15 protein-coding genes are annotated in these 15,423 nt (G+C 40.1%); 10 read left to right on the top strand and 5 right to left on the bottom strand.

The genetic code is table 11. The features are described from left to right. Window positions 1–63: 63 nt before the first annotated feature. The 4 genes from dapB to BLR37_RS07185 all read right to left on the bottom strand — a co-directional run bounded on the left by dapB (window position 64) and on the right by BLR37_RS07185 (window position 3,331). On the bottom strand, window positions 64–798 hold the full coding sequence (dapB, locus tag BLR37_RS07200) for a 4-hydroxy-tetrahydrodipicolinate reductase (RefSeq protein ID WP_090766395.1): 735 nt from the start codon (window positions 796–798) through the stop codon (window positions 64–66). Between the two features lie 79 nt (window positions 799–877). Next, window positions 878–1,612, bottom strand: coding sequence for a DUF5683 domain-containing protein (locus BLR37_RS07195; RefSeq protein ID WP_090766392.1), 735 nt, complete (start codon window positions 1,610–1,612; stop codon window positions 878–880). Then, entirely contained in the window at window positions 1,612–2,520 is a 909-nt protein-coding gene (locus BLR37_RS07190; protein WP_090766390.1) for a ParB/RepB/Spo0J family partition protein, read from the bottom strand. Before BLR37_RS07190 ends, BLR37_RS07195 begins: the two co-directional genes overlap by 1 nt. A gap of 7 nt (window positions 2,521–2,527) precedes the next feature. Beyond that, entirely contained in the window at window positions 2,528–3,331 is an 804-nt protein-coding gene (locus BLR37_RS07185) for a ParA family protein (protein WP_039479934.1), read from the bottom strand. Between the two features lie 170 nt (window positions 3,332–3,501). Here BLR37_RS07185 and BLR37_RS07180 point away from each other — a divergent pair, with 170 nt between their 5' ends. Continuing rightward, complete coding sequence (locus BLR37_RS07180) at window positions 3,502–4,023, top strand: NADPH-dependent FMN reductase (protein WP_090766387.1); 522 nt, start codon at window positions 3,502–3,504, stop codon at window positions 4,021–4,023. 136 nt (window positions 4,024–4,159) lie between these two features. Beyond that, complete coding sequence (locus BLR37_RS07175) at window positions 4,160–5,737, top strand: M1 family metallopeptidase (RefSeq protein ID WP_090766384.1); 1,578 nt, start codon at window positions 4,160–4,162, stop codon at window positions 5,735–5,737. On the opposite strand, the gene BLR37_RS07170 is transcribed toward BLR37_RS07175, so the two are convergent. Next, window positions 5,730–5,909 (bottom strand): hypothetical protein, encoded by a 180-nt coding sequence (locus BLR37_RS07170; RefSeq protein ID WP_090766381.1) that lies wholly within the window; start codon window positions 5,907–5,909, stop codon window positions 5,730–5,732. The two genes, BLR37_RS07175 and BLR37_RS07170, sit on opposite strands and share 8 nt — an antisense overlap. A gap of 93 nt (window positions 5,910–6,002) precedes the next feature. Between BLR37_RS07170 and BLR37_RS25735 the strand changes: the two genes are divergently transcribed. The 8 genes from BLR37_RS25735 (at window position 6,003) to BLR37_RS07130 (ending at window position 15,195) form a co-directional block, all read left to right on the top strand. After that, window positions 6,003–6,080: a potassium-transporting ATPase subunit F gene (locus BLR37_RS25735; protein WP_090766592.1), complete on the top strand. Its 78-nt coding sequence runs from the start codon at window positions 6,003–6,005 to the stop codon at window positions 6,078–6,080. A 36-nt stretch (window positions 6,081–6,116) separates the two neighbouring features. Then, window positions 6,117–7,835, top strand: a complete 1,719-nt coding sequence (gene kdpA, locus BLR37_RS07160; RefSeq protein ID WP_090766378.1) for a potassium-transporting ATPase subunit KdpA — start codon at window positions 6,117–6,119, stop codon at window positions 7,833–7,835. 126 nt (window positions 7,836–7,961) lie between these two features. Then, window positions 7,962–9,989, top strand: coding sequence for a potassium-transporting ATPase subunit KdpB (gene kdpB, locus BLR37_RS07155; protein WP_090766375.1), 2,028 nt, complete (start codon window positions 7,962–7,964; stop codon window positions 9,987–9,989). Window positions 9,990–10,030: 41 nt separating this feature from the next. Next, on the top strand, window positions 10,031–10,591 hold the full coding sequence (locus BLR37_RS07150; RefSeq protein WP_090766372.1) for a K(+)-transporting ATPase subunit C: 561 nt from the start codon (window positions 10,031–10,033) through the stop codon (window positions 10,589–10,591). A gap of 110 nt (window positions 10,592–10,701) precedes the next feature. Continuing rightward, window positions 10,702–11,772, top strand: a complete 1,071-nt coding sequence (locus BLR37_RS07145) for a porin (RefSeq protein ID WP_090766589.1) — start codon at window positions 10,702–10,704, stop codon at window positions 11,770–11,772. Between the two features lie 55 nt (window positions 11,773–11,827). After that, window positions 11,828–12,085, top strand: coding sequence for a hypothetical protein (locus BLR37_RS07140; RefSeq protein WP_090766367.1), 258 nt, complete (start codon window positions 11,828–11,830; stop codon window positions 12,083–12,085). Window positions 12,086–12,117: 32 nt separating this feature from the next. Then, window positions 12,118–13,242 (top strand): sensor protein KdpD, encoded by a 1,125-nt coding sequence (locus tag BLR37_RS07135; protein ID WP_090766364.1) that lies wholly within the window; start codon window positions 12,118–12,120, stop codon window positions 13,240–13,242. Between the two features lie 204 nt (window positions 13,243–13,446). Continuing rightward, the gene (locus BLR37_RS07130; protein WP_090766361.1) at window positions 13,447–15,195 is read left to right on the top strand and encodes an ATP-binding protein; all 1,749 of its coding nucleotides are present in this window, start codon (window positions 13,447–13,449) and stop codon (window positions 15,193–15,195) included. The last annotated feature ends 228 nt before the right edge of the window (window positions 15,196–15,423 follow it).

Below are 15,423 nucleotides of genomic sequence, written 5' to 3'. Positions count from 1 at the left end.
TAATCGGTTAACTGCATAAATTAATCAACTGAAAACTTCCAACTGTTAACTTAAAACTTTCGGCTATTCAAAAATATCAGTGATACTAAAAAATCCTTTTTTATCCTTCACCCATTCTGCTGCCACTACCGCACCCAAAGCAAAACCTGCACGATTATGGGCAGTATGTTTAATTTCTATTTCATCAACCTCACTGCTGTAAATTACCGTATGCGTACCGGGTATATTTTCAATGCGATGCGACTCGATCAGCAATTGCTCAGCTTTCGGGAACAACTCTACATCTGTACCCACTACTTCGTTTAACCATTCTTGCTTGCGCTCCAGATTTTCAACAATACCTTCTGCCAGGGTAATGGCTGTTCCGCTTGGCGAATCCAGTTTCTGGGTATGGTGAATTTCTTCTACCTGCACTTCGTAAGCCGGATAATTATTCATCAGTTTAGCCAGTGTTTGGTTTAGCTTAAAGAACAAATTTACGCCAATACTGAAGTTAGACCCATAAAGCAAGGTATTGTTACTCTTATCGCAATCATCTTTAACTTCCTGTAATTTACCATACCAACCGGTTGTACCTACAACGACTGGTACGTTGGCATCAAAGCAAACATCAATATTTTTTAAAACCGAATCAGGCGTACTAAAATCGATGGCTACATCAGCAGCTTTTAAATTTTCGCGGGTTAAATCTTCCTGATTATCGATTGTTATTTTTAAAACGATTTCGTGACCGCGTTCGAGTGCAAATTTTTCTATAATCTGCCCCATTTTGCCATAACCTAAAAGCGCAATTTTCATCTGAGTATATATTAAGGTGATTAAAAGATCATGAATTATAAGTGATTAATGTTGGTAATATCATGATCGTTTGTTGAGGTTAAAAAGTAAGGGATAATTTTAGTGCAGGCGTGGCATTAAAACCATATACACTGTTGGTGTTAATCATAGATGGCATAATCTTAACTGTACCCAGATTGTCGTCTATGTTAAAGAAATGCAGTCGCGCGGCAACATAAGCATCTACAATATTGGCAAAATAGACCAGACCATAAGAAAACAGCACAATTTGCCTGTTTCTTCTATACGTATCTTTACGTAAGGTTATACCAGAGGTTGAATATCTGGCACCAAAAGGACCTGTTGGATCAAATTCACCATTATGCGAATCGCGATACTGAAGCTCTTTTAACGATAAATTATATTGCTTGGTGCTTTCGATATACGACATGGTAAGTACCGTAATACCACCATAAATAGCTGCAATTTTGCCACCTGTATAAATTTTTTGCCAAAACTGGCTTTTACCAGCCCTGGTTCCGTAACCATCGTTAAGTAACTGCATATTATACAATTGCCCCCAACCAGGTATAATCATTGATCTGAAAACCGCTTTTCTACCCGCAACTTTGCCTGGATTAACGTATTTGGCTTTCATCGAATCCTGACGGGTTACCGGTTGCTTTGCTCCTCCCTTACCAATTGGCGTAACCAATTTGGTTTTAGTGGTATCGGCTGGTTTTAATACAGTAGTATCCTTCACCTGTGCATTAGCCAGGTTTACAATCAAAAATGTAAATAAAGAAACCAGTATTAAAAGCTTCGTTTTTTGCATTACCAGTCTAATAATTCTAAAATCCGGTTCAGGTCGTCGTCACTCATAAATGGAATTTCAATTGCTCCTTTACCATTTTGGGCAACTTTTAATTTTACCCGGGTTGCAAATTTAGAGGCCAGATCGTCTTGCAGTTTTTGGTATTGGAAAGAAACTGCCTTAACTTTTGGCTTATCCGTTGCTTTTAAAGGTACCTGCTGCAGGTTCCGCACCAGTTCTTCTACTTTACGTACAGAAAGGCCTTTTTCGAGAATTTCCTGATGGATATATAATTGTCTGTCTACGCCGTCTACATTAATTAATGCACGGGCATGCCCCATCGAAATCCGCTGATCGCGGATAGAAGCCTGAATTGCCGGTGGAAGCTTTAGCAAACGCAAGTAGTTGGTTACTGTGGTACGGTTTTTACCTACGCGCTCGCCCAGTTGTTCTTGCTTTAAACCCACTTCATCAATCATCCTTTGGAAACTTAAAGCCACCTCAATGGCATTTAAATTTTCTCTCTGGATATTTTCGATCAATGCCATTTCCAGCATTTGCTGATCGTTGGCACTGCGGATATAAGCCGGAATTTGGGTTAAGCCAGCCAGTTTCGAAGCCCTGAACCTGCGCTCACCTGAAATTAACTGATATTTGTTTGCGCCAAGTTTCCTAACGGTAATTGGCTGAATCAAGCCCTGAACTTTGATCGAATCGGCAAGCTCATTTAAAGCAACCTGATCAAATTCGGTACGTGGCTGATAAGGGTTGGTTTCAACTTCGGTTAAATTTACATGACTGATATTGCTTACCTGCTCGGTTTCGCTCACAGCATTTACCTGCTGTTTGGGTGGATGAGCAGCTTCGCTATCATCTAAAAGCGCACTTAGCCCTCTTCCTAAACCTGTTTTTCGCTGAAAAGATGTCATCTATAATTTATAAAGTTGCTGTTCCAATATTTTCTTCTTCTCTTAACAAACCGTTCTTTTTTACAATTTCGCGGGCAAGGTTAAGGTAGTTAATGGCGCCTTTACAGTTTGCATCGTGCATAATTACCGAAACGCCGTAACTCGGAGCCTCACTTAAACGGGTGTTACGCTGAATAATGGTTTCGAAAACCAGTTCATTAAAGTGTGTTTTAACTTCTTCTACTACCTGGTTCGATAAACGTAAACGTACATCGTACATGGTTAATAAAATACCTTCAATTTCCAGATTGGTATTTAAACGGTTCTGTACAATTTTAATGGTATTTAACAATTTACCCAAACCTTCTAGGGCGAAATACTCGCACTGAACCGGAATAATTACCGAATCGGCAGCTGTTAATGCATTAATGGTAATTAAACCCAATGAAGGAGAACAATCAATAATGATAAAATCGTACTGATCTTTAATTTTCTCCAAAACCGCTTTCATTTTGTACTCACGGTTGTTCAGGTTAATCATTTCAATCTCCGCACCCACTAAATCGATGTGTGCTGGTAATAAATCTAAATTGGGTGTATCTGTTTTTTGTATCGCCTGTAAAGGGTCGATATCGTTAATAATACACTCATAAATACTATCTTTTATATTCCGTGGATCGAAACCGATACCGGATGTTGAGTTTGCCTGTGGATCGGCATCAACTAACAAAGTTTTATATTCTAGTACGGCTAAACTCGCAGCCAGGTTTATTGATGAAGTTGTTTTACCAACACCACCTTTTTGATTTGCTAATGCAATAATTTTGCTCATCTATGTATCAGAAATTTACTTAACGTTTACTGGGGCTGTGTTATTAATTGGCAAAAAGTTCTATTTTTGCGTTGTTTACGGCCTTTTTCACAATCAGCTAAGATACAAACTATATGGCAATTTTAGCAACAAGCGCATTCGGGTTTTGAACATCTTATTAACAATTATCCATGATTACAATAATAGCCGCTACCAACAGGTACAATAGCAATACGTTAAAAGTTGCCAAATATTACCAAAAGCAACTAAAAGAAAAAGGTGTTGAAGCTACTGTTTTCAGTTTGGAGCACCTGCCTATTGATGTGCTCAATACGGATATGTATGGCAAAAGATCTGAAGCTTTCCAGAAAATCCAGGATATGATTAATGAGACCCAAAAATTCATTTTCGTGATGCCCGAATACAATGGCAGCTACCCCGGTGTGCTGAAAGTGCTGATCGATGCCTGTAATTTCCCCGATAGTTTTTACGATAAAAAAACGGCTTTAGTAGGCATTTCATCCGGTAAATATGGCAATATTCGCGGCGTTGATCACTTTACAGGCGTATGCCATTACATCCATTTAAATATTTTACCCTTGCGCCTCCATATCCCCAACATTAAAACCGAACTGGATGCAGATGGAAATTTAATTAAAGAAGATACAGTTAAGTTTACGAACGAACAAATCGATAAGTTTATTCTTTTTTAATACTTGTGCTTTAATGGGCTAAGGCTTCAAGTCTATTGAATAGTAACCTCCTTTAATAAATGCTATAACAATAAACTTTCGGGAGTATTTTAGTATCAGTTATTTTTTTGCTTATTTGGTAGTTTAAAAAACAGATATGAAAAAAAATATTTTAACGCTATTACTCTCATTCATTTCACTTTCTATTTTTGCGCAGGAAGGTTATTGGCAACAACACCTTACCTATAACATCGATGTATCACTGAACGATACCGAAAAATCGTTAACCGGTACAGAAACGATTGTTTACAAAAACAATTCGCCCTCAACATTGGAATTTATCTGGTTTCATATATGGCCCAATGCCTATAAAAATGAAAACACAGCAATGTTTCAACAAATAAAAAACGATCCCTCCCGAAAAAAGAAATTAACTAATTACACCTATGGAAGCATGGAGGATCTTAGTTTTAAAATAAACGGAGCAAATGCCAAAACAGAGACGCACCCCAATCCCCAATACATAGATGTTATTAAGGTATTACTCCCTTCGCCATTAAAACCTGGCGATTCAATAACCATCAATTCTGACTTTAAGGTTAAGCTGCCCAGCTATTTTTCCCGTTCAGGATATGCAGAAACTCAATTTATGGTAACTCAATGGTACCCTAAGCCTGCAGTTTTTGATAAAGATGGCTGGCACGAATTCCCATATCTCGATATGGGCGAATTTTATAGTGAATATGGCGATTACCGGGTAAACATTACCTTACCTGCATCATATGTTTTAGCCGCAACAGGTGTAATGCAAAATGCCGATGAGCTTGAAATCTATAAATCGATAGGAACAAAGAATACAGCCAACAGAGAAGGTAAACCCTTTCTGTATGAACCAAGAACCGGAACAAAAAAGATTAGTTATGCCATTAACAACGTACCTGACTTTGCCTGGTTTGCCGATAAAGACCTGATTATACAATATGACACAGTAAAACTGGCCTCCGGAAAAACAATAGATGCTTTTAGTTATTATCACAATAAAAAGAAATCGCTTTGGGTTAACAGTATCGATTACATTAAAGATGCCACCAGAAAATATAGTGCGTGGATTGGCGAATATGAATATCCGGTTGTACAGGCAATTGAAGGACCTAAAAATAACACCAGTGGTGGAATGGAGTACCCTACAATTACTTTGATTACCAGTCCCGATGCAAAGGCAACCAGTTTGGACGCAGTAATTACGCATGAGGTTGGTCACAATTGGTTTATGAGTATGCTGGGCAGTAATGAAAGAATGCATACCTGGCAGGATGAGGGCTTAAATACCTATTTCCAATTTAGATATGAGGCTGAGAAGTACAAAACCAACTCAATTTTTGGAGATGCAATACCTGCACAGGTAAAAGAACTTCCAACGGATAAATTTCTAACGAGTATTTATGGAGCGCTGTCAAATATCCCGATGAAATCTGCTATTGAAACACCTGCAGCTAATTTTTCTACCTCTGATGAATATGGATTGATTTCGTATATGAAAACAGCAATTTGGTTATATTTATTAGAATCTGCTGTTGGCAGAGATAAAATTGACCTCGCTTTTAAAACATATTTTAATGAATGGAAAAACAAACACCCAACACCGGAAGATATGCAAGCGTCTTTTGAAAAATCGCTGGGCTCTAAACTCAATGATTTTTTTAAGCTGTTACATACCGAAGGACAGTTTAAATAACCTCACCAAAATCATTCTTTTTTGAAAAAAACCCTTCCAAAACGGAAGGGTTTTTTTGTGTTAAAATTTTTTCAAACAGGCAGAAAACAACGCAAACAACTATAAATAAACATCTTACAAAAAAAACATCTTCTACGGCACAGGCTTTGGCAATAGCGATATCATTAATCATTTAAGTTATGACAATTATCCTATTTCTAATCCTGATCCTGCTCTGCTGGGCAACCTACCGCTCTATCGACTGGTTCGAAAAAATCTGAAAAACATGTTAGCACTATTTATCATCTCTATCGCCGTATTTATCTATATGATTTACGTGTTGATTAAACCCGAAAAATTTTAACCCCTTACCCTTAAAGGGAAATTAAAAAACAAAAAAATGAACACTGAATTAATTGGCATTATCGCCACCTTCCTGCTTACCTTAATTATTGCCATCCCTTTAGGTAAATACCTGGCTAAGGTTTTTGCAGGAGAAAAAGTTTGGACAGACTTTTTAAAACCGCTCGAAAACGGAATTTATAAACTTTCAGGCATCAACGTTAAAGAACAGATGAACTGGAAACAACAGTTAAAAGCCCTGCTCACCATCAACCTCCTTTGGCTGGTATATGGCTTTTTTGTATTGATATTTCAGGATAAACTGCCTTTTAATCCGGATGGAAACCCCGGAATGACACCTGATCTGGCTTTTAATACCATCATCAGCTTTGTGGCCAACTGTAACCTGCAACATTATTCGGGCGAAAGTGGCGTAAGTTATCTCACCCAGCAGTTTGTACTCATGTTCCTGCAGTTTGTGAGTGCCGCAACGGGCATCGCCGCAGCAGTAGTACTGTTTAAAGCTTTCAGAGATAAAACAGCAACCCAGCTCGGTAACTTCTGGGAGTTTTTTGTAAAGTCCATTACGCGTTTATTACTTCCACTATCAGTTATTGTAGCTTTGATTTTAACCTTTAACGGCACACCGGCAAGTTACGAAGGCAAGGATCAGTTTATTTCGGTACAGGGCGATACCGTAAACGTTTCGCGCGGGCCCGCTGCACAAATGATAGCCATAAAACACCTGGGCACGAATGGTGGTGGGTATTTTGGTGCAAATTCTGCCCACCCATTCGAAAACCCAAGCTACTTAACCAATATGGTTGAGGTGATTGCCCAAACCATTATTCCAATCGCCATGATTATCGCCTTTGGTTATTTCATTCGCAGGAGAAAACTGGCCTGGACAATATTCGGTGTGATGACTATTGGCTTATTTATGCTGATGATCCCGACGCTATCGTCAGAATTGGGTGGAAATCCGGCCATTGCCAAAATGGGCATTTCGCAGGCTACAGGCGCTATGGAAGGCAAAGAAGTAAGACTTGGTCCGGCTGCTACAGCTTACTGGAGTACTTTAACCACTGTAATTTCTACCGGATCGGTTAATGGAATGCACGACAGCACCATGCCGCTTACAGGTTTATGGCAGTTACTGGCCATGATGATTAACGCCATTTACGGCGGTTGCGGTGTAGGTTTGTTAAACTATTTCGTTTATTTAATTATTGCGGTATTCATTTCAGGACTGATGGTTGGCCGTACTCCCGAATTCTTAGGCCATAAGGTAGAAGCCCGCGAAATTAAGATTGCCGCACTAATTACGCTGCTAAGTCCTTTTTTAATCCTCGCCGGAACCGCAATTGCCAGTTATGTATTTACCAACCACGGTAATGCCGCCTGGGCAGTGCAGCCTAAAGCCTGGTTAAACAACCCCGGATTCCATGGCTTTTCTGAAATGCTGTACGAAGTAACCTCATCTAATGCCAACAATGGTTCGGGATTTGAAGGACTGGGCGACAATAATATTTTCTGGAACGTTTTAACCGGGGTAATCATCTTCCTTGGCCGTTTCTTACCAATTATCGGTCCGGTAGCTATTGCTGGTTTACTTGCAGGTAAAAAGTTCATCCCCGAATCGGCAGGTACGTTAAAAACCGATACCAAAACATTTGCCCTCATGACTTTTGCCGTAATCCTCGTATTAAATGCACTTTCATACTTCCCGGCTTTGGCTTTAGGTCCGCTGGCAGAATATTTTACCATGCTTAAATAAATTATGGTAAATGTGAGATGGAAGATGGAACATACGCCCTTCATCTTTCTTCCATCAAACGCCTTACATACATAAACAAATCTGTGAAATCACTCCAATCAGTGTCATCACATAAAAAATAAAAAAATGAAACCCAATAATAAATTGTTCGAACCTGCTTTAGTGCAAACTGCATTAAAACAATCTTTCATCAAACTCGATCCACGGGTAATGGTGCGCAATCCTGTTATGTTTACAGTCGAAATCGGCACCCTGGTAATGGCTTACGTAACGGTATATTCTTTTAGCCATAGCGAACAAGGCTCAGCACTGTACAACTTCTTCATCTTTTTGGTGTTATTGCTCACTGTTCTCTTTGCCAATTTTGCCGAGGCCATTGCCGAAGCCAGAGGTAAAGCCCAGGCCGACAGCTTGCGCAAAACCAGAGAAGAAACACCGGCGAAAGTATTGCTAAGCAACGGAACAACCGAAATCCGTTCTTCAAGCCGCTTGCAGAAAGGCGATATTTTCATCTGTGAAACCGGCGATATCATCCCAACTGATGGCGAAATTATTGAAGGTATTGCTACCATTGATGAATCGGCCATTACCGGCGAATCAGCTCCTGTAATCCGTGAGTCGGGTGGCGATAAATCATCCGTAACCGGAGGTACAAAGGTTTTATCAGACGAGATTAAAGTTAAAGTAAGCACTGCACCTGGCGAAAGCTTTCTGGACAAAATGATCGCCCTGGTTGAAGGTGCTTCGCGCCAGAAAACACCTAATGAAATCGCTTTAACCATTCTTTTGGCCAGTTTCACCCTGGTATTCATTATCGTTTGCGTTACCTTAAAACCATTTGCCGATTATGCCAATACCCCCATCACCATTGCAGCTTTAATTTCGCTGTTTGTGTGTTTAATTCCGACTACTATTGGCGGTTTACTTTCTGCTATTGGTATTGCCGGTATGGACAGGGCTTTGAGGGCTAACGTAATTACCAAATCGGGTAAAGCAGTAGAAACCGCAGGTGATATCGATGTTTTACTTCTAGATAAAACCGGAACTATCACCATTGGTAACCGTAAGGCAACCAACTTCTACCCTACTGCCGGCGTGATCATTAAAGATTTTACCGATGCTTGTGTATTGAGTTCGTTAGCCGACGAAACCCCTGAAGGCAAATCGATTATCGAACTGGCCGCAGAGCAAGGTTTTAAAAGTTTAACTACCCCCGAAGGTTCGACCTTTATCAAATTTACAGCCGAAACACGCTCCAGCGGACTGGATACCAAAGATGGTCGCCGGATCAGAAAAGGGGCTTTCGATTCGATCAGGAATATTGTGGAAAAAGCTGGAAACATCTTCCCTTCTGATATTGAAGACCATGTTAAAAGTATTGCCACTAATGGTGGTACCCCGCTGGTAGTAGCCGAAAACGAAAGGGCCCTGGGTGTAATCGAATTACAGGACATTATTAAACCAGGTATTAGCGAACGTTTTGAACGGTTGCGTAAAATGGGTGTTAAAACAGTAATGGTTACCGGCGATAATCCGCTTACGGCCAAATACATTGCCGAAAAAGCGGGTGTAGATGATTTTATTGCCGAGGCCAAGCCTGAAGATAAAATGAATTACATTAAAGACGAACAGGCTTTAGGTAAACTGGTGGCTATGATGGGCGATGGCACAAATGATGCACCGGCCCTGGCCCAAGCCGATGTTGGTGTAGCCATGAACAGTGGTACCCAGGCTGCAAAAGAAGCGGGCAACATGGTCGATCTGGATAACGATCCTACTAAGCTGATCGAGATTGTTGAAATTGGCAAACAATTGCTGATTACAAGAGGAACACTCACTACCTTCTCTATTGCCAACGATGTGGCCAAGTATTTCGCAATAGTGCCAGCCTTGTTTATTGCTTCAATACCGGCCCTGCAAAGCCTGAATATCATGGGACTTCATACCCCCGAAAGCGCAATTATGTCGGCAGTAATTTTTAATGCGATTATCATCCCGATTTTAATTCCACTGGCTTTAAAAGGTGTGGCCTACAAACCCATTGGCGCTACGGCATTGCTGCGCAGAAACCTCTTTATTTATGGCATTGGTGGCGTTGTAGCTCCCTTTATCGGCATTAAGTTAATTGATCTGTTAGTGGGTGTATTTATTTAAAAAGATCAGTAATCATATCAATCAGTGTAATCTATAAAAAAATGAAAAAGTACATCATACCATCTATACGCTTAACCTTAGTATTAATCGTATTGTTATGCATCCTATATCCCATCAGCATTGCGCTGGCCGGTAAATTCGCTAAAGGCAAGGGAGGAGGCGAAAAAATAGTCAAAAAAGGAAAAACAGTTGGCTACGCCATGCTCGGTCAGTCGTTTACCAAACCTGAATATTTTTGGGGACGGCCATCAGCAGTAGCTTACAATGCAGCGGGTTCTGCAGGTTCGAACAAAGGCCCTTCCAATCCCGATTACTTAAAAGAAGTTCAGTCGAGAATTGATACCCTTTTAAAATATAATCCCGGACTTAAGAAATCAGACATCCCGGCCGATATGGTTACGGCATCAGGCAGTGGTTTAGACCCTAATATTTCTGAGCAAGGCGCTGCTATACAAATTGCCCGGGTAGCCAAAGCCAGAAAAATAGACGAGAAAAAAGTAAAAGAACTGGTTGCCATGAACACATTAAAACCATTGATGGGCTTATTTGGCCCCTCATCTGTAAATGTATTAAAGTTAAACCTGGCTTTAGATAACCTTTAATTGATCAATCATAAAGCCCATGCATTAAGATTACCGCCTGTTCGGGAATGACCATCGGGCTGGTAATTACTTTAAATCACAATAAAAATCGGTGCAATCACCTTAATAAAATGAAAAAATTAATCACCCTTATTACCACATTAACGGCAACATTAAGTGCATTTGCACAAAACGACCCAAAAGTTAAATTCTCCGGTTATTTAGAAACCTATTACGGCTACGACTTTAACAAACCAGCAGATCATAACCGCCCGGCCTTTATATATTCGCACAACAGGGCCAACGAGGTAAATTTAAATTTAGGTTTCATTAAAGCAGCTTACGATAGCGGGAATATCCGTGCCAACCTGGCTGTAATGGCAGGTACTTATGCCAATGCCAACCTCTCGGCCGAACCCGGTGTGTTAAAAAATATCTTCGAAGCCAACGCAGGTGTTAAACTATCCAAAACCGAAAACCTGTGGATTGATGCCGGGGTATTCGCATCACACATTGGTTTTGAAAGTGCAATTTCTAAAGATTGCTGGGTACTTACCCGGAATATCGCTTCAGAAAATACCCCTTATTACGAATCGGGCGCTAAAGTTACCTACGGTACCCAGGATGGAAAACTTACCGCGACCCTACTCTACCTAAATGGATGGCAAAGAATTACCCGTACTGATGGCAATAATAAACCTGCCGGAGGCGTGCAACTCACCTGGAAACCTACTGATAAAATTACGGTAAACTATAGCAATTATTTAGGTACTGAAGGTGCTGATTCGGTTCGTGTAAACCGTTTCTACCACAATGTTTATGGTGTTTTTCAGGTTACCGATAAATTTGGCTTAACCCTGGGCTTTGATTACGGCACACAACAAAAGGCAAAAGGTAGCAGCGATAAAAACGAAATACTTTCGCCTGTGGTTATTGCACAATACAAATTTGCCGATAAATGGGCTGTTGCCGGACGGCTTGAATACTATGAAGATAAAAACGGGGTGTTTATTACTACCGGTACACCAAATGGTTTTAAAACCAAAGGTTATTCGCTCAACTTAGATTACGCACCAATTTCAAATGCAGTAATCAGATTAGAAGGTAAAACTTTTGATAGTAAGGATAAAATTTTTAGCCGCGAAGGCAACGCTGTAAATGCCAATACTACTTTAACGGCAAGTATCGCTGTAGCGTTTTAAATAAACTGTATCACCCTATTGCAAAACTGTAGGGTGATACTCAATTTCCAATGAGATGAAACTATATATCGAAATATTATTCAGCATACTACTTTTAGGCAGTGGTATCGCTTTTATAGTTATAAAGCACCGCAAAAAAGCCGAAAAACTGAAGCGGCTTTACACCCGTTTAAGCAATAACAGAAAAGAAATGCTACTGGCCATGCAAAGGGCTAAACTGTATAAACTCGTCATGATCCTCTCGGGAGTATTTCTTTTCACCTTGTGTGTGTGCGTACTCGTAAATGAGCACATTATAGCTATACAATGGTAATAGATTATTAAATTACAATTACATCAACAACCATGTTAGAAAAAGAAGATTCGGTTAAACATTTCCTCGAGCTGATTAAAAAATCGAGAAGAGGAAAACTCAAAATCTACATTGGGATGAGCGCCGGCGTAGGCAAAACCTACCGGATGCTACAGGAAGCCCATGCGCTTTTACGTGGTGAAATAGATGTTTGCATTGGCTATGTTGAAACCCATAAAAGGGCCGAAACCGAAGCACTTGTAGCTGGCTTGCCTTTAATTGCACGCAAAAATATCTTTTACAGGGGTAAGGAAATAGATGAAATGGACTTGCAGGCTATTTTAAACCGTCACCCCGAAATTGTAGTTGTTGATGAGCTGGCCCACACCAATGCAGAAGGCAGTAAAAATACCAAACGCTGGCAGGATGTTTTCGATTTGCTCGAAGCAGGAATCAGTGTTATTTCGGCAGTTAACATTCAGCACCTGGAAAGCATAAATGAAGAAGTTGAGCAAATAACCGGTATTCAGATTACTGAACGCATCCCCGATAAAATATTGCAGATTGCCGATGAAATTGTAAACATCGATTTAACAGCCGATGAACTGGTTACCCGCTTAAAAGAAGGCAAGATTTACGATAAAACCAAGATCGAAAGTGCGTTGGGTAATTTTTTTCAGGCCGATAAAATTTTACAGCTCCGCGAACTGGCCCTCAAAGAAGTGGTACATCAGGTGGAAAGAAAAATACAGACCGAAATTCCCAAATCGATTAAACTTCGCCCCGAACGTTTTATGGCCTGTATTTCATCCAATGCTGAAACAGCCGGCGTAGTAATCCGGAAAACCGCCCGTTTGGCCTCCTATTACCGATCTCCGTGGATTGTTTTGTACGTGCAGAGCGATGCGGAAAGTTTAGACCGCATTAAACTGGATAAACAGCGACACCTGATCAACCATTTTAAGCTGGCTACAGAACTGGGCGCCGAAGTGATTAAGATCAAAAGCAATCAGATTACCCAAACCATAATTAATACCGCTACCGAAAAGGAAATTACCACTATATGCATCGGAAAACCCCATTTAAATATTTTTCAGGTCATTCTCCGAACGGCAATTTTTAATCAATTGTTGCGTAATTTAGCCAGCCAGGAAATAGATCTGGTGATACTGTCTTAATAAATGCAGAGGGCAAAGAGCATGGTACAAAACTGGCTAAACCTTACATAAACTAAGCTTCAGCCCCTCAGCAAATATTAAACAAATAATAAAATGAATAATAGGTAAAGGCAGAGGAGAAGACGTAATAGCTCATGATGTATGATAAAACCTTTGAGCCCTTTGCGAAAAACTTTCCGTCCTTTGCGGTTAATAAAAAATGCCATGAAAATAAAAACCAAGCTTCGTCTCGGATTCGGCTTTCTCTTCATCATTGTCTTATCCTTTGGCTTAATAGCCTTATTCTTCCTGAATGAGCTTTCGGATAAATCGAAAATGATTTTGAAAGACAACTACAAATCCTTGCAATATGTAGCTTCCATGCGCAAGGTTATAGACGAAAATAACTTCCCCTTAAGTGAAGCGCAACGCTTAACATTTACAGAAAATTTAAACAACGAAAGCCAGAATATTACCGAACAAGGTGAAAGAACAGCTTTCTTAAAGCTCCAAAGTACCTACAACGTATTAAATGATCCATCAGCTGCAGCGAATAACGGAAATAGTTTAAAAAACATACGGATTGCTTTACACGAGATTGAACAGGTAAACCTGGCTGCCATATACGATAAAAATGAGCGCGCCAACGAAACTTCATCGAGGGCTAACCTCTATATCATGATTGCGGCTACACTGAGCTTCATTATCCTGTTTACTTTTATCGTCAACTTTCCGGGTTTTGTGGCTAATCCATTAGCCGAGTTCGGTGCTGCTATTAAACAGATTAGTCGCAAAAATTATAAACAACGTCTGCATTTTGAAAATGATGATGAATTTACCGAACTGGCCGACTCATTTAACGGCATGGTGGTGAAACTGAATGAATGGGAAAACAGTAATCTGTCTACCATTAAATCAGAAAAATTACGCATTGAAGCCATTATTGCGCAAATGCAGGATGCCATCATTGGCCTCAATGAAAAAGGAGAAATACTCTTTTTAAATCACCTTGCTGCAAAACTGATGGGTTTGGATGGTGATAAAATTATTGGCCAGAATGTAACCGAACTGGTTCAGAAAAACGAACTCCTGAAAAGGATTATTAAACCCGATACCAACGAACATACCTTAAAAATTTATGCAGACGATAAGGAATCTTATTTTCAGCTCGAAAACCGCGAAATTATTATCCCGAATTATGAAGAACAAGGTGATGATACCTTAATTTCAGCCACTAAATCAGCCGGCAGTGTATATATCCTGAAAAACATTACTCAATTTAAGGAGCTCGATGAGGCGAAGACGAACTTCATCGCCACGGTTTCGCACGAATTAAAAACCCCACTCTCTTCTATTAAAATGAGTTTAAAGCTGCTTAATGATTCGCGCGTTGGCAACATGAACGAAGAACAGCAGGAATTGCTCACCCACATTAAAGAAGATAGCGACCGGCTTTTGAAAATTACAAGCGAATTGCTCGATCTTTCGCAGGTAGAAACCGGCAACCTGAAACTGAATTTTGCCATTACCAGTCCGGAGGCTATTGTACAGTATGCCATTGAGGCCGTTAAATTTCAGGCTGAGCAAAAATCTATTCAACTGAGTTTAAACTGCGATCCAAACCTGCCAAATGTGTATGCCGATATTCAAAAAACAGCCTGGGTAATGGTTAACTTTTTGTCTAACGCCCTGCGCTACAGTGCAGAGAAATCGAAGGTAATTATCGATGTTTTTCAAAAAGATCAGTTTATCCAGTTTTCGGTTCAGGATTTTGGGAAAGGCATAGAAGAGAAATACCAGAAACGTCTGTTCGATCGCTATTTTCAGGTACCAACCGATGGGCAGAACAAATCGGGCTCTGGTTTAGGCCTGGCCATTTCTAAAGATTTTATCGAAGCCGAACAGGGGAAAATATGGGTGGTTAGTGCCCTTGGCGAGGGTAGTAAGTTTTGTTTTACGCTGCCAGTGGCATAATCTTTTTCATTTTACCACAGAGTGCACAATGTTTGCACAGAGAAAAAGAGTAATATTTTTTCACCACAAAGACCTATTAAGATACTCACTACACTTAAAAACTTCGTGCCCTCTGTGCCTTACCTCTGTTTCTTCTGTGGTTAAAGATTGCAGCTTGCGCTCGTTTTTAACGAGTGCTTAAATAGCAAAGCGATTTTATCGCACTTTATATATTACAAAAAACATTTT

This window comes from Pedobacter soli, from assembly GCF_900101435.1.
In the GTDB taxonomy this organism is placed as follows: domain Bacteria; phylum Bacteroidota; class Bacteroidia; order Sphingobacteriales; family Sphingobacteriaceae; genus Pedobacter; species Pedobacter soli.
The sequence above is the reverse complement of the archived record's forward strand: the minus strand, read 5'-3'. Positions and strand labels throughout refer to the sequence as shown.

Bases quoted from the DNA above. Each gene is read 5' to 3' on its own strand.
- dapB (WP_090766395.1), bottom strand. From the start codon at position 798: ATGAAAATTGCGCTTTTAGGTTATGGCAAAATGGGGCAGATTATAGAA.
- BLR37_RS07195 (WP_090766392.1), bottom strand. From the start codon at position 1,612: ATGCAAAAAACGAAGCTTTTAATACTGGTTTCTTTATTTACATTTTTG.
- BLR37_RS07190 (WP_090766390.1), bottom strand. From the start codon at position 2,520: ATGACATCTTTTCAGCGAAAAACAGGTTTAGGAAGAGGGCTAAGTGCG.
- BLR37_RS07185 (WP_039479934.1), bottom strand. From the start codon at position 3,331: ATGAGCAAAATTATTGCATTAGCAAATCAAAAAGGTGGTGTTGGTAAA.
- BLR37_RS07180 (WP_090766387.1), top strand. From the start codon at position 3,502: ATGATTACAATAATAGCCGCTACCAACAGGTACAATAGCAATACGTTA.
- BLR37_RS07175 (WP_090766384.1), top strand. From the start codon at position 4,160: ATGAAAAAAAATATTTTAACGCTATTACTCTCATTCATTTCACTTTCT.
- BLR37_RS07170 (WP_090766381.1), bottom strand. From the start codon at position 5,909: ATGATTAATGATATCGCTATTGCCAAAGCCTGTGCCGTAGAAGATGTT.
- BLR37_RS25735 (WP_090766592.1), top strand. From the start codon at position 6,003: ATGTTAGCACTATTTATCATCTCTATCGCCGTATTTATCTATATGATT.
- kdpA (WP_090766378.1), top strand. From the start codon at position 6,117: ATGAACACTGAATTAATTGGCATTATCGCCACCTTCCTGCTTACCTTA.
- kdpB (WP_090766375.1), top strand. From the start codon at position 7,962: ATGAAACCCAATAATAAATTGTTCGAACCTGCTTTAGTGCAAACTGCA.
- BLR37_RS07150 (WP_090766372.1), top strand. From the start codon at position 10,031: ATGAAAAAGTACATCATACCATCTATACGCTTAACCTTAGTATTAATC.
- BLR37_RS07145 (WP_090766589.1), top strand. From the start codon at position 10,702: ATGAAAAAATTAATCACCCTTATTACCACATTAACGGCAACATTAAGT.
- BLR37_RS07140 (WP_090766367.1), top strand. From the start codon at position 11,828: ATGAAACTATATATCGAAATATTATTCAGCATACTACTTTTAGGCAGT.
- BLR37_RS07135 (WP_090766364.1), top strand. From the start codon at position 12,118: ATGTTAGAAAAAGAAGATTCGGTTAAACATTTCCTCGAGCTGATTAAA.
- BLR37_RS07130 (WP_090766361.1), top strand. From the start codon at position 13,447: ATGAAAATAAAAACCAAGCTTCGTCTCGGATTCGGCTTTCTCTTCATC.